The sequence below is a fragment of the Castellaniella sp. genome (assembly GCF_049673105.1).
In the GTDB taxonomy this organism is placed as follows: Bacteria; Pseudomonadota; Gammaproteobacteria; order Burkholderiales; family Burkholderiaceae_B; genus Castellaniella.
This window is the reverse complement of sequence record NZ_JBATXG010000008.1, coordinates 148,346-161,157: the sequence shown is the minus strand read 5'-3', so window position 1 is coordinate 161,157 and position 12,812 is coordinate 148,346. Positions and strand designations below refer to the sequence as shown.

At 63.4% G+C, this 12,812-nt stretch carries 10 protein-coding genes; all 10 read right to left on the bottom strand.

The features are described 5' to 3' along the window. Positions 1 to 96: 96 nt before the first annotated feature. Complete coding sequence (gene rpoH / locus WBF69_RS03245) at positions 97 to 1,002, bottom strand: RNA polymerase sigma factor RpoH (protein WP_424261156.1); 906 nt, start codon at positions 1,000 to 1,002, stop codon at positions 97 to 99. Positions 1,003 to 1,147: 145 nt separating this feature from the next. After that, positions 1,148 to 2,005 carry an endonuclease/exonuclease/phosphatase family protein gene (locus tag WBF69_RS03240; protein ID WP_424261154.1) on the bottom strand — a complete coding sequence of 286 codons (858 nt, stop codon included), beginning with the start codon at positions 2,003 to 2,005 and terminating at the stop codon, positions 1,148 to 1,150. 13 nt (positions 2,006 to 2,018) lie between these two features. Next, positions 2,019 to 3,809 (bottom strand): aspartate--tRNA ligase, encoded by a 1,791-nt coding sequence (gene aspS / locus WBF69_RS03235; protein WP_424261152.1) that lies wholly within the window; start codon positions 3,807 to 3,809, stop codon positions 2,019 to 2,021. Between the two features lie 45 nt (positions 3,810 to 3,854). Continuing rightward, a complete protein-coding gene (locus tag WBF69_RS03230; RefSeq protein WP_424261150.1) occupies positions 3,855 to 4,502 on the bottom strand; it encodes a DUF502 domain-containing protein in 648 nt (215 codons plus the stop codon). A gap of 19 nt (positions 4,503 to 4,521) precedes the next feature. Further along, positions 4,522 to 4,854, bottom strand: a complete 333-nt coding sequence (locus tag WBF69_RS03225; RefSeq protein ID WP_424261148.1) for an FmdB family zinc ribbon protein — start codon at positions 4,852 to 4,854, stop codon at positions 4,522 to 4,524. A 43-nt stretch (positions 4,855 to 4,897) separates the two neighbouring features. After that, complete coding sequence (locus WBF69_RS03220) at positions 4,898 to 6,172, bottom strand: putative Na+/H+ antiporter (RefSeq protein WP_424261146.1); 1,275 nt, start codon at positions 6,170 to 6,172, stop codon at positions 4,898 to 4,900. Positions 6,173 to 6,251: 79 nt separating this feature from the next. Continuing rightward, on the bottom strand, positions 6,252 to 7,865 hold the full coding sequence (locus tag WBF69_RS03215) for a GMC family oxidoreductase (protein WP_424261144.1): 1,614 nt from the start codon (positions 7,863 to 7,865) through the stop codon (positions 6,252 to 6,254). Positions 7,866 to 7,990: 125 nt separating this feature from the next. Then, entirely contained in the window at positions 7,991 to 8,953 is a 963-nt protein-coding gene (ubiA, locus tag WBF69_RS03210; protein ID WP_424261142.1) for a 4-hydroxybenzoate octaprenyltransferase, read from the bottom strand. A gap of 1 nt (position 8,954) precedes the next feature. Next, a complete protein-coding gene (locus tag WBF69_RS03205) occupies positions 8,955 to 10,163 on the bottom strand; it encodes a PLP-dependent aminotransferase family protein (protein ID WP_424261141.1) in 1,209 nt (402 codons plus the stop codon). Positions 10,164 to 10,221: 58 nt separating this feature from the next. Next, complete coding sequence (gene cphA / locus WBF69_RS03200) at positions 10,222 to 12,801, bottom strand: cyanophycin synthetase (RefSeq protein WP_424261254.1); 2,580 nt, start codon at positions 12,799 to 12,801, stop codon at positions 10,222 to 10,224. Positions 12,802 to 12,812 lie beyond the last annotated feature (11 nt).

Sequence of the window (12,812 nt, the reverse complement as noted above, 5' to 3'; positions counted from 1 at the left end):
AGGCTGGTGGTTCGTCCATGATGATTAGTCCGCCGGAGCGCTATAAAGTTCGGCCTGATCCACCGCAGAGATGAAACAAATTATGTTTCCGCCCGATCATGCGGCGAGAAAATCCGGCTGCCGATCCGCCAGCGCGACTTTCAGTTTTTTCAGGGCTGCCGATTCGATCTGGCGGATGCGTTCGGCGGACACGCCGTATTCGGCAGCCAGCTCGTGCAGCGTGGTCGCGCCGTCATCGGCCAGCCAGCGGGCCTGCACGATGTGCCGCGAACGGTCGTCCAGCGCATCCAGCGCATCGGCCAGGCCTTGGCTTTGCAAGGTATCCATCCGGCGGCGGGCCAAAATCTGGGCCGGTTCCTGGCTGTCGTCGGCCAGCCAGGCGATGGGCGCGAAACGGTCTTCGTCGTCGGCCTGAGCTTCCAGAGCGCAATCCCCGCCCGACAAACGGACTTCCATTTCGGAGACGTCTTCGGGGCGCACATTCAGTTCGCGCGCAATGTCGGATATCTGATCCGGCGCCAGAGTCTGGCCATCCGGGCGCATGCGCCGCAGATTGAAAAACAGTTTGCGCTGCGCCTTGGTCGTTGCAATTTTGACCAAACGCCAGTTGCGCACCACGTATTCGTGGATTTCGGCGCGGATCCAATGCACGGCGAACGACACCAGACGCACCCCGCGATCGGGGTCGAAACGGCGCACGGCCTTCATCAGGCCGATATTGCCTTCCTGGATCAGATCGGCATGCGCCAGACCATAGCCCTGATACTGGCGAGCGATGGACACGACCAGACGCAGATGGGACAGGATCAGTTCGCGGGCGGCTTCCAGATCATTACCATCGCGCAGACGGCGGCCCAGATCGGATTCCTGTTCGGCGGTCAGCATCGGCAGGCGATTGACCGCGCTGATGTAGGCATCGATGGAGCCCAGCGCGCCTGGATTCGAAATGGCCTGCGCAAGCTGGGACGGTGCCAACACCAAAGACGAAGAAGTGTGGCTCATAGAAAAATCCTTGGGATCATACCCAGTGATGTTAGCACTCTATAGATCCGAGTGCTAATTTTGGGGCAATGGGGTTTTGACCGATGCATCCGGGAAAAGTTCCGGACCAATGCGACAGCCCCGCCACATCCGTCGGAACAGGCCGTCAGGGCAATTCCAGATCCGCCACCAAGGGCGCATGATCGGACAGTTTTTTCCAGGGCGCACCATGCAGCACTCTGGCCCGGCGCACGGCAAAGCCGCGTTGATAGATACGGTCCAGGCGCAACCAGGGGAAAATGGATGGAAAGGTGCGCGGCGGCGGCATCAGGCGCGCCGCATTGCCGGTCATCGACAGAATGGGGGCATGGCCCGCCAGCGGCTGCCCCGGCAACCAGAACATGCGCTGACGCAGTTGCGCCACCCGGTGACGCAGACGATAGATTTCATCGGTGCCCTGAGGCGCCGCGGCAAAGACCTCCACCAGACCCAGCTGTTCGACGAACAGGGGGGCCAGCCGATTGGTCCAGTCGTTGAAATCCCCCGCGATCAGCAAAGGTTCAGAATCCGGCACCAGCCGCCGGATGCGTTCCACCAGGGCATGCACCTGACGGGAACGACCGCCCGCCAGCAAACCCAAATGCACCACCAGGCAGTGCACGTGGGTCTGTTCCACCTGCACGACCCCGTGCAATAGGCCGCGCTGTTCCAGGCGATGGTCGGAAATATCCTGATTTTCGTAATACAGGATGGGATAACGCGACAACAGGGCATTGCCGTGATCGGTCGCCGTGTGCACGGCATTGCAGCCGTAGGCGGCCTGCATGCGCATGCTGGCCGCCAGGGACTCGTGCTGGGCATCCAGGCTGCCGCGCCGCTGATTGCGCCCCTGAACTTCCTGCAGAAACAGCAAATCTGGGCGCAGGCCATAAAGACCCAGGCGCAGATCCGCCAGCGATTCCCGTCCACCCGTGGTCGAACGGCCCTTGTGGATGTTGTAGCTGACGACCCGCAGGACTGCCATTGCGCATCCCCCGTTAATTCGCCTCGGTCTGACGCAGACGGATGTGCAATTCGCGCAACTGCTTTTCGTCCACCGGCGACGGGGCTTGCACCAGCAAATCCTGCGCGCGCTGGGTCTTGGGGAAGGCGATCACGTCGCGGATGGATTCAGCGCCCGCCATCAGCGTCACCAGGCGATCCAGACCAAAGGCCAGGCCGCCATGCGGCGGGGCGCCGAACTGCAGGGCATCGAGCAGGAAGCCGAATTTCTCGCGGGCTTCTTCTTCGTTGATTTTCAGGGCCTGAAAGACCTTGGTTTGCACATCGGCGCGGTGGATACGTTCGGAACCGCCGCCGACTTCCCAGCCGTTCATGACCATGTCGTAGGCGCGGGCCAGAGCGCTGCCGGGATCGGATTCCAGCAGGTCTTCGTGGCCGGCCTTGGGGCAGGTGAAGGGGTGGTGCGCCGCAAAGTAGCGGCCTTCGCCCTCGTCGTATTCGAACATGGGGAAATCCACCACCCACAGCGGCTGCCAACCGGCTTCGAACAGGCCGTTGGCACGGCCGAATTCGCTGAGACCGATTTTCACCCGCAGCGCGCCGATGGCGTCGTTGACGACCTTGGTGCGATCCGCGCCAAAGAAGATCAGGTCGCCGCTTTGCGCGCCGGTGCGCTCGATCAGGCCGCGCAGCGCGTCCGCATGGATGTTCTTGACGATGGGCGACTGCAGGCCGTCGGGAATGGCGGCGGCGTCGTTGACCTTGATGTAGGCCAGACCGCGCGCGCCATAGATGCCCACGAACTGCGTATAGGCATCGATTTCGCTGCGCGGCAGGCTGGCCCCGCCCGGCACCCGCATGGCCACCACGCGGCAGGCGGGATCTTTCGCCGGGCCGGCGAAGACTTTGAAGTCGACATCCTGCATCAGGTCGGCGACGTCGGTGAATTCCAGCTTCACGCGCAGATCGGGCTTATCGGACCCATAGCGGCGCATGGCTTCAGCCCAGCTCATGACCGGGAATTCGGGCAGCGCGACATCCAGCACCTGGCGATAGACTTCGCGCACCATGCCTTCGAAGATCTCGCGGATCTGGACTTCGTCCAGGAAGGACGTTTCGCAATCGATCTGCGTGAATTCGGGCTGGCGATCGGCGCGCAGGTCTTCGTCGCGGAAGCATTTGGTGATCTGATAGTAGCGGTCGAAACCGGCCACCATCAGCATCTGTTTGAACAACTGCGGCGATTGCGGCAACGCGAAAAATTCGCCGGGATTGACGCGCGAAGGCACCAGATAGTCGCGGGCGCCTTCGGGGGTGCTGCGAGTCAGCATCGGGGTTTCGATATCGATGAAACCCAGGGCATCCAGATAATTGCGGGCCACCATCGAGACGCGGTAGCGCAGCATCAGGTTGCGCTGCATCTGCGGGCGGCGCAGATCCAGCACCCGGTGCGTCAGGCGCGTGGTTTCCGACAGATTGTCGTCATCCAGCTGGAACGGCGGCGTCAGCGACGCGTTCAGGATTTCCAGTTCGCGGCACAGAATTTCCACATCGCCCGACATCAAATCGGGATTGCGTGTGCCTTCGGGCCGCATCCGGACCAGGCCGGTGATGCGCAGGCAGTATTCATTGCGGATGCGTTCCGCCGTGGCAAATGCCGTCTGGTTATCGGGGTCTACCACGATCTGGGCCAGACCTGCCCGATCGCGCAGGTCGATGAAGATCACCCCCCCGTGATCGCGGCGGCGATGGACCCAGCCGAACAGGGTGACGGTCTGGTCAAGATGGTCTTTGGACACCTCGCCGGTGTAGCAGGTACGGTTCAAGAATGACTCCGAAATAGGTGAAGGCAATGCTGCAAATGATCAAAATTACTGCGGCGCGTCGTTGCCGGCGCCGGCAGCCAACGGGACAACTGGCGGCGCGGGCAAGACAGGCGGCGTCACGACACCCATGGACACCACATATTTCAGGGCGGCTTCGACCGACATGTCGAGCACCTGGACATCGGTGCGCGGCATCATCAGAAAGAACCCGGATGTGGGGTTGGGCGTCGTCGGCACATACACGCTGACGAAATCGCCTGCCAGCAGGCCGGCGATTTCGTCGCACGGCGTACCTGTCAGGAAACCAACGGTCCAGGCGCCCTGGCGCGGATATTGCACCAGAATGGCCTGGCGGAAAGCCTGGCCATTGGGCCCAAAGACGGTATCGCCGACTTGCTTGACCGAATTATAAATGGAGCGCACAAAGGGGATGCGTCCCAGGAAGGCTTCCCACCGCGACAAAATCGCGCGGCCAATGAAATTGGCGCAAAACAGGCCGGTGAACAGAATGACCAGGAGCACCAGCACCAGTTCGAAGCCAGGAATGGCGACGCCGAACAGAACTTCCGGCGACAGGAACGACGGCACCAGGGAATCCAAGGTGCGAGCCAGCGCCAGCAGCACCCAGACGGTGATGACCAAGGGCAGCCAGATCAACAGGCCGGTAATGAAGTAGCGCTTGAAAAATCGCATGGTCGAAGGACCCTGGGTATCAGCCCGGCGTGGCGGCTGGAGCGGCTGGAGCGGCAGCAGGCGCAGCGCCAGACGATGCCGCGGTCGACGCGCCCCCTGCAGAGGAAGCATCCGAGGCAGCCGAAGAACCGGCAGAACCCAGCACCCCTTCGGAATGCGAATCAGGCTTGCCGCCCCGGAAATCCGTTTCGTACCAGCCCGAACCCTTTAGACGGAATCCGGCGGCCGTCACCTGTTTTTCGTAAGTTTCCTGGCCGCAGGACGGACAGACCGTCAGGCGCGGATCGGACATTTTCTGCAGCACGTCCTGCTGATGAGCACAGTGGCTGCAACGATAGACATAAATAGGCACAACACAGGTCCTGAAAATCTCAACTGCTTGAATTCTAGTCCTTTTAGGCAAAAGAATTGGGCAGCAGGAACATGACGGCCGCTACCAGCGTCGGCACAGCCGCCGCCCCCAACAGTTTCAGCGGCGAGATCGTGCCATCGCCGAAGCAGCCCTTGAGGATGGAAAAGCCTGCCGGATTGGGCGCATTGGCGATCACCGTCAGGCCGCCGCCCGTCACGGCGCCCGCCACCAGCATGTAGCGCCACAGTTCGTTGGTGCCTTCGACCAGCGATCCCAGATAGGTCAGGGCTGCATTGTCAGTCACGGCCGTCAAGGCCGTGGCGCCCAGGAACAGGACAAACGGCGACAGGCCGGCCAGCAGATCCTGCAACCACCACTGCTGCAGCCCCCCCAGCACCACCAGACCCGCCAGGAAGAAGCCCACCATCAGGCCTTCGCGCAACAGCAAAGGGGCCTGGTGACGCTTATAGGCATGCGCATAGCCGATGAACAGCACCAGCAGCGCCAGAAAGATCTTGATGTGATGCGAGGCCAACACCACCCCCACCAGGAACAGCACGTGCACGGCCATCACCACCCGCGACACCGGATCGCGGGATTCTTCGCCCGTGGCATGCCCCAGTTCGCCATTGAGCAGAAACGGACGGCAGATCCAGGTCAGGACCAGGCCGTTGATCAGCACCGCCGTGACCGCCCGCCAGCCGAAATGCGTGGCCATGAAGGCCGTATCCCAGTTGAAGGTCTGCGCCACCATCAACACCGGCGGCGCGGCATAGGCCGTCAGCACCCCGCCGATGGAGACGTTGACGAACAACACACCAAGCGTCAGATACTTGAAGCCATCCTGCCCCGGGCGACGGAAATAGGCCTGACGCAGCAGCAGCGCCGCCAGCGTCATGGCGGCAGGTTCCGTGATCAGCGACCCGGACAGAGGCACCATGGTCATAATGACGAAAAACCGGGCCAGCTCGCCTCGCACCGGCAAGATCCGCGCCAGACCGTCCACCCCCAGATGCACCAATTCGATGATGGGCCGGCTGGCGGCCACCACCATGATGACGAAGACAAATGCCGGTTCGGTGAAATTACGCGTGTCCAGGTATTCGACTGCGCCATGAACCCCCAACGTCAGCCCCATCCAGACGAACAGCACACAGGCCCACACGCCGAAGACTGCCTCGACTTCGGACAGCAAGTGCCATAAACCGGCGTGACGCCCGCCCTGATTGGCCAGTCGCGCGAAGACCGGCACGGAAAACGTGTGAATGATGGCAATGGCGAACAGTACGCTGGCCACGACCTCGGTGTGACTGACCATATCCGAGTCCAAAAAGTAAGGCTAGAAAAAAGCCTGCCCTGTCCGTTCCAGAACGACAGCACAGCAGGCCTGCAGTATTTCAGACGTCGCCCAGAATCAGGCGGGCGCCCTTTTCAGCAATCATGATGGTTGGCGAATTGGTATTGCCCGAGGTGATGACAGGCATGATGGACGCATCAATCACCCGCAGGTTTTCGACCCCCCGAACACGCAGTTCCGGATCGACCACCGCCAACGAATCGACGCCCATTTTACATGTCCCCACCGGATGGAAGATCGTCGTGCCGATATCGCCTGCGGCGGACTCGAGTGCCTCCTGGGTCTGGCAGGCGTCTCCGGGCAGATATTCCTGAGGATGATAGGACGCCAGCGCAGGCTGCGACATGATGCGCCGAGTCAGGCGCAAGGCGTCTGCCGCCACGGCGCGGTCATCCGGGGTCTGCAGATAATTGCACAGAATGTCCGGATGATCGGCTGCATTGGGCGACGTGATGTGCACATGCCCCCGACTGCTGGGCTGCAGATTGCACACCGATGCCGTGATCGCCGGAAAAGTGTGCAGGGGATCGCCGAATTTATCCAGGGACAGCGGCTGCACGTGGTATTCCAGATTGGCGCGCGAACGAGAGGGATCGGACCGGGCGAACGCGCCCAGCTGCGAAGGGGCCATCGACAGCGGCCCGCGCCGCCACAGAGCGTACTGCAGGCCCATCCAGGCCTTGCCCCACCAGGCATTGGCCAAGGTGTTCAGGGTCAGGCCTTTTCGCAGGCGATAGATCGTGCGCAGTTGCAGGTGGTCTTGCAGGTTCTCGCCCACGCCCGGCAGGTCGTGCACCATCGGGATCCCCAAAGGACGTAACCGGTCGGCGGAGCCGATGCCCGACACCTGCAACAGTTGCGGAGAACCGATCGCGCCCGCAGCCAGAATGACTTCGCGGTGGGCCACCGCATGCCGGCGCACGCCATTGTGCACAAAGGCCAGTCCGGTCGCGCGGTGACCGGAAAATTCGATGCGCTCGACGCTGGCACCAGTCAGCACCTGCAGATTGGCCCGGCCCATGACGGGATGCAGAAAGGCCTTGGCGGCGCTCCAGCGCACGCCGCGACGCTGATTGACCTCGAAATAATTGCAGCCCGCGTTGTCGCCCCGGTTGAAATCATCTATGCGCTCGATCCCGGCTTGGGCGGCTGCATCGCGGAAAGCATCCAGCACATCCCAGCGCAAGCGCTGCGGCTCGACCCGCCAAGTGCCCGCTGCGCCATGAAACTCGCTGGCCCCCGCATGATGGTCTTCGACGTCGCGAAACAATGGCAGCACATCGCGCCAGGCCCAGCCTGGATTGCCCAGGGAAGCCCAATGGTCGTAATCGGCAGCCTGTCCGCGCAGATACAACATGCCGTTGATGGACGAGGAACCCCCCAGCACCCGACCGCGCGGATAAGCCAGAGAACGGTAATTCAGGCCGGGATCGGGCTGCGTGTGATAGCACCAATCGGTGCGCGGATTGCCAATGCAATACAGATAGCCCACCGGGATGTGGATCCAGCGCCAATCGTCGGGACCGCCGGCCTCGAGCAAGAGAACACGGTGTTTTTGCGACAGGCGATTGGCCAGCAGGCAGCCGGCGGAACCGGCCCCTACGATGACGTAATCGAATTCCAATGGCGCGTCAGCCTGGGCGCGGTCGGACATGGAGCGTCTCCTGGGGCCTGATGAATACGGCCCCTGATTTTTAAAATCAGTCTAGCCGTAAATCCACGCAGACGCCAAGAAGCCTGCCCGCTGCGCGGGATGAGGCGACGCCCGGGCGCGCCGGATCAGAATGGCAGGACGGTCCCCGCAAAACCGGCCACGATCAGCAACACGCCAACCTGGATATTGGACCGGAAAACCCGCAGACCGCGTTCAGGATGACGGACGTCGAACACCCGCATCTGCCAGACGAAATGCGCGGCAATGACCGCCATGACGACGTAATACGGCCAATCCATGTCCATGCCCCAGCCCGCTGCCGTCCACAGCGCCGCCGTGACGGCGTAAAAGCCGCTAATCCAGGCCCGGCCCTGATCGCCGAACCGCATCGCCACGGATTTCAGGCCCAGCATGCGGTCGTCGCGCAGATCGATATAGGCATAGATGGCGTCGTAACCGATCTGCCACAGCACCGCCCCCAGCCACATCGCCACCCCGTACCACGGCAGGATGTCGCGCGTATCCGTCCAGGCCATCAACATGCCCCAGTTGAACGCCATCCCCAGCACCGCCTGCGGCCAATAGGTAAACCGCTTGCACAAGGGGTAGATGATCACCAGCGGCACCAGCGCCAGCGCCAGCCAGCGGCTATAGGCATTGATGGCCAGCAGCAGGCTGGCACTGACCAGCAACTGCGCGGCGGCGAACCACAGGGCGGCTTTCAGCGTCAGTTGCCCGCTGGTCAGGGGCCGGAAACGGGTGCGTTCCACCCGATGATCGAAATCGCGGTCGAAAATATCGTTGAAGGTACAGCCGACGCCGCGCATCAGCAGCGCCCCCAGCGAAAAGATCAGCAGCCGCCAGACGGTAGGCCAGCCGTCCGCCGCCTGCACCAAGGCGGCCAAGGCCGGCAGCAGCGTCAGCCAGGTGCCGACCGGCCTATCCAGCCGGCACAGCCGCGCATACGGCCCCCAGGCGTCAGGCAGCCAGCGGGCCACCCAATCGTCCGGGCGCATGTCCGATAAATCCGGACCGCCGCCTGCCGCGGCAGCGACCGGCGCATCCGCCGGGGACTGCGATGGCTTCATATCAACGACTGCCGGCAGGGCCGATCAATTCCCCCAGCACCTGGATGCCGGCGCGGATGCGGTCTTCGGACACCGTCACGAAACTGAGCCGCAGCGTATTGACGGGCGCCTGGACGCCGGCATAGAACGGCGCCCCCGGTACGAATGCCACGTTGCGGGCGATCGCCCGCTGCAGCAGTTCGGTCGTATCGATGCCGTCGCGCAGCGTGACCCAGATGAACATGCCGCCTTCGGGGTGCGTCCAACGGGCATCCGCAGGAAAATGTTGCTGCAGGGCATCCAGCATATAACCGCACTGACGCTGGTACAGCGCCCTGACGACGGGCAGATGCTGCTTCAGAAAACCGCTGCGCACGGTTTCGTACACCGCCATCTGCGTGACGGTAGCCGTGTGCAGGTCGGTCGCCTGCTTGATCTGCACGAGCTTGCTGATGATGTCGCGCGGGGCCACCACATAGCCCAAGCGCATGCCCGGCGCCAGCACCTTGGAAAACGAACCCAGGCGGATGACGGTCGCGCCCACGGCGCGCCCCAGTTCCAGCAAGCTGGGCTGCGGCTCGCCGGCATAGCGCAGTTCGCCGTAGGGGTCGTCTTCGATGACGGGCAGCCCCAGCGCGGCGCAGCGCTCGACCAGCGCCTGCCGGCGGGCCCGGCTCAGGGTCAGCCCGGTCGGGTTCTGGAAATTGGGCAATGCATAGATGAACCGCGCATCACGGCACAGATCCGCATCCAAGGCATCCGGGATCAGGCCGCCGGCATCCGTGGGCACCGCCTGAAAATCCGGCTGGAACAGGGAAAACGACTGCAGCGCGCCCAGATAGCTGGGGGCCTCGACCAGCACTTTCGAACCGGGATCGATGAAGAGTTTGCCCAGCATGTCCAGGGCCTGCTGCGAACCGGACACGATCAGGACTTCTTCAGGATCGATAGGGGCGCCGTCGCGGGACAGATCCTGCGCCACCCATTCGCGCAAGGGGGTGTAGCCTTCGGTGCGGCCATACTGCAGCGCCGTGGCGCCGTGCGTGGCCAACACCTGATCAAAGGACGCCCGCAATTCCTGAATGGGAAAACCTTCGGGAGATGGCAGACCGCCGGCAAAGGAAATGACCTCCGGGCGTTCGGTGATCTTGAGAATTTCGCGGATGGCCGAGCTGGTGAGCTGCCTGGCGCGTTGGGAAAATACAGCGGAGGGTGTGGTCAATGTGTCCATGATCATAAAAGCCCGAATGACGCGGGGAAACTCCAAGCTGCCTATATTAGAACAATTGTCAGGCAGCCACCGGCATCCGGGTGCGCTGGCCGATATAGGCCAGCGCCGCTTCGACCTGATCGATCAGCACCAGACACAGATCGCCGGGCTGCAGCGCATTCAAGGCCGTATCGATGGCCAGAAATTCCCCCCGTATTTCTTCCAGGTGACTGACCCGCCGGGCGCCCGCCAGCCCTGCGCGCAACAGCGCCAATACTTCTCCGTCGGCGCGGCCACGCTGGCACTGATCCTGGTACAGGATCACGGAATCGAACACGCCGCCCAGAATTTCCGTCTGCTGCCGGATGTCCTGATCGCGCCGGTCTCCTGCGCCGCTGATCACCACCGTCCGCCGTTTGGCCGGCAGCGCTTCGACCGCATCGACCAGGGCCAGCATGGCATCCGGGTTATGCCCATAGTCGGCAATCACCATGGCGCCTCGGTAATCGAATACATTGAAGCGCCCCGGCACGGTGGCGGCATCGTTGACGAAAGACGCCAGCCCCGTCTGGATCTGCACCCAGTCCACCCCCAGCGCCCAGGCGGCAGCCGACGCCGCCATCGCGTTTTCCACCTGAAATGGCAGCGTTCCCCCGCGCGTCAGAGGCACGGCGGACAACTGGATGCGGGCTTGCGTCCCGCCCTGCGAAAACACCAGATCCCCCTGATCCACGAACACCACGCGCCCGCCCTGGGCGCGATGGGTCTCGATCAAGGGGTGGCGGGCATCGCGGGCGAAATACGTCACCTGCCCCGGACAACCGGATGCCATCTGCGCCACGATGGGGTCCTGAGCATTGAGCACCGCCATGCCGCCAGGCGCCACGCTTTCCACCACCACGCGCTTGACCACGGCCAGGTCTTCCACGGTGCGGATATAGTTCAGCCCCAGGTGATCGCCAATGCCGATGTTCGTCACCACCGCCACGTCGCAGCGATCGAACCCCAGGCCTTCGCGCAGGATGCCGCCTCGGGCGGTCTCGAAGACCGCCACGTCCACATCCGGGTGCAGCAGCACATTGCGGGCGCTGCGCGGGCCGCTGCAGTCCCCCGTGTCGATCCGCCGGGCGCCCACATAGACCCCGTCGGAATTGGTCATCCCCACACATACGCCGGGCCGGGCGCACAGATGCGCCAGCAGGCGCACGGTGGTCGTCTTGCCATTGGTGCCGGTCACCGCCACCACGGGAATGCGCCCCTCATCCCCCGGCGCATACAGCATGTCGATCATGGCCGCGCCCACGTCGCGCCCGGTACCATACGACGGCGACAGGTGCATGCGCAGGCCCGGCGCCGCATTGGCTTCCACGATGCAGCCGGTCTCGGGCGTCAAGGGCCGATAGACATCCTGGGCGACCAGATCGATGCCGCACACATCCAGCCCCACCATGCGGGCGGCCATCACGGCGCTGGCCGCGAGTTCCGGGTGGACCTGCTCGGTCACATCGGTCGCCGTCCCGCCGGTGCTCAGATTCGCATTGTTGCGCAAGACCACGCATACACCCTGAGCAGGCACGGAATCCGCCCGATAGCCCTGCCCCGCCAAGGTGTTGAGCGCAATCTCGTCCAGCCGGATGCGGGTCAGCGACGTACCGTGGCCCTCGCCGCGCTGCGGATCCTGGTTGATCAGATCCACCAGCTGCGTGATGGTGGATACGCCGTCCCCGACCACCTGAGGGGGATCGCGCCGCGCCGCAGCCACCAGGCGATCGCCCACCACCAACAGGCGGAAATCATGGCCGGGGAAATACTGTTCCACGATGACGCTGGAACCATGTTCACACGCCACCGCATAGGCTGCCAGCACCTGTTCCCGGCCCTGTACATTGACCGCCACGCCCTTGCCCTGGTTGCCGTCCAGCGGCTTGACCACCACTGGCCCATCGATTTCCAGCGCGGCCTGCCAGGCATCGTCGGCATCCACCACCACACGGCCACGCGGCACGGACACTCCCGCCACCGCCAGCAGGGATTTGGTCAGGGCTTTGTCCTGGGCGATGGCTTCGCCGATGGCGCTGCTGGCATCGGTTTCCGCCGCCTGGATGCGATGCTGGCGGCGTCCCCAGCCAAACTGCACCAGACTGCCATCGGTCAGGCGCCGATAAGGAATACCGCGCCGCACGGCGGCCTGCACGATGGCGCCGGTGCTGGGCCCCAGACGTACGCCTTCGTACAAGGCCTTCAACTGCGCGACGGCAGCCGCCAAATCAAAGGGTTCATCACGCAAAGCCGCCTCGCACAAGGCGCCCGCCAGATCAAACGCCAGGCGGCCCACCGATTCCTCGAGGTATTCGATGACGACCTGAAATACGCCGGGATCCTGGGTTGCGGTCGTGCGACAGAACGCCACCGGGCAGCCGGCTGCCGCCTGCAGACTGAGCGCCGCCCCCGCCAGGACATGGGCCAGAGAATGGTCCGCCGCCTGTCCCGCAGGCCGCTGCATGTCGATATCGGGAAAGCGGACGCGCAAACGCGTCTCGAACGCATCCTGTTCATCCATGACGCATTCGCTGCCCGTGCAGGACACGATGGCCTCGATCGCCGTCTGCCGGCACCATACATTGGGTCCCCGCAGGGCACGGACTCGGGAAATTTCCATCATCACCTCGC

Excerpts from the sequence above, each read along its gene's own strand:
- rpoH (WP_424261156.1), bottom strand. The coding sequence starts at position 1,002 with ATGAGCCACACTTCTTCGTCTTTGGTGTTGGCACCGTCCCAGCTTGCG.
- WBF69_RS03240 (WP_424261154.1), bottom strand. The coding sequence starts at position 2,005 with ATGGCAGTCCTGCGGGTCGTCAGCTACAACATCCACAAGGGCCGTTCG.
- WBF69_RS03230 (WP_424261150.1), bottom strand. The coding sequence starts at position 4,502 with ATGCGATTTTTCAAGCGCTACTTCATTACCGGCCTGTTGATCTGGCTG.
- WBF69_RS03220 (WP_424261146.1), bottom strand. The coding sequence starts at position 6,172 with ATGGTCAGTCACACCGAGGTCGTGGCCAGCGTACTGTTCGCCATTGCC.
- WBF69_RS03215 (WP_424261144.1), bottom strand. The coding sequence starts at position 7,865 with ATGTCCGACCGCGCCCAGGCTGACGCGCCATTGGAATTCGATTACGTC.
- ubiA (WP_424261142.1), bottom strand. The coding sequence starts at position 8,953 with ATGAAGCCATCGCAGTCCCCGGCGGATGCGCCGGTCGCTGCCGCGGCA.
- WBF69_RS03205 (WP_424261141.1), bottom strand. The coding sequence starts at position 10,163 with ATGGACACATTGACCACACCCTCCGCTGTATTTTCCCAACGCGCCAGG.
- cphA (WP_424261254.1), bottom strand. The coding sequence starts at position 12,801 with ATGGAAATTTCCCGAGTCCGTGCCCTGCGGGGACCCAATGTATGGTGC.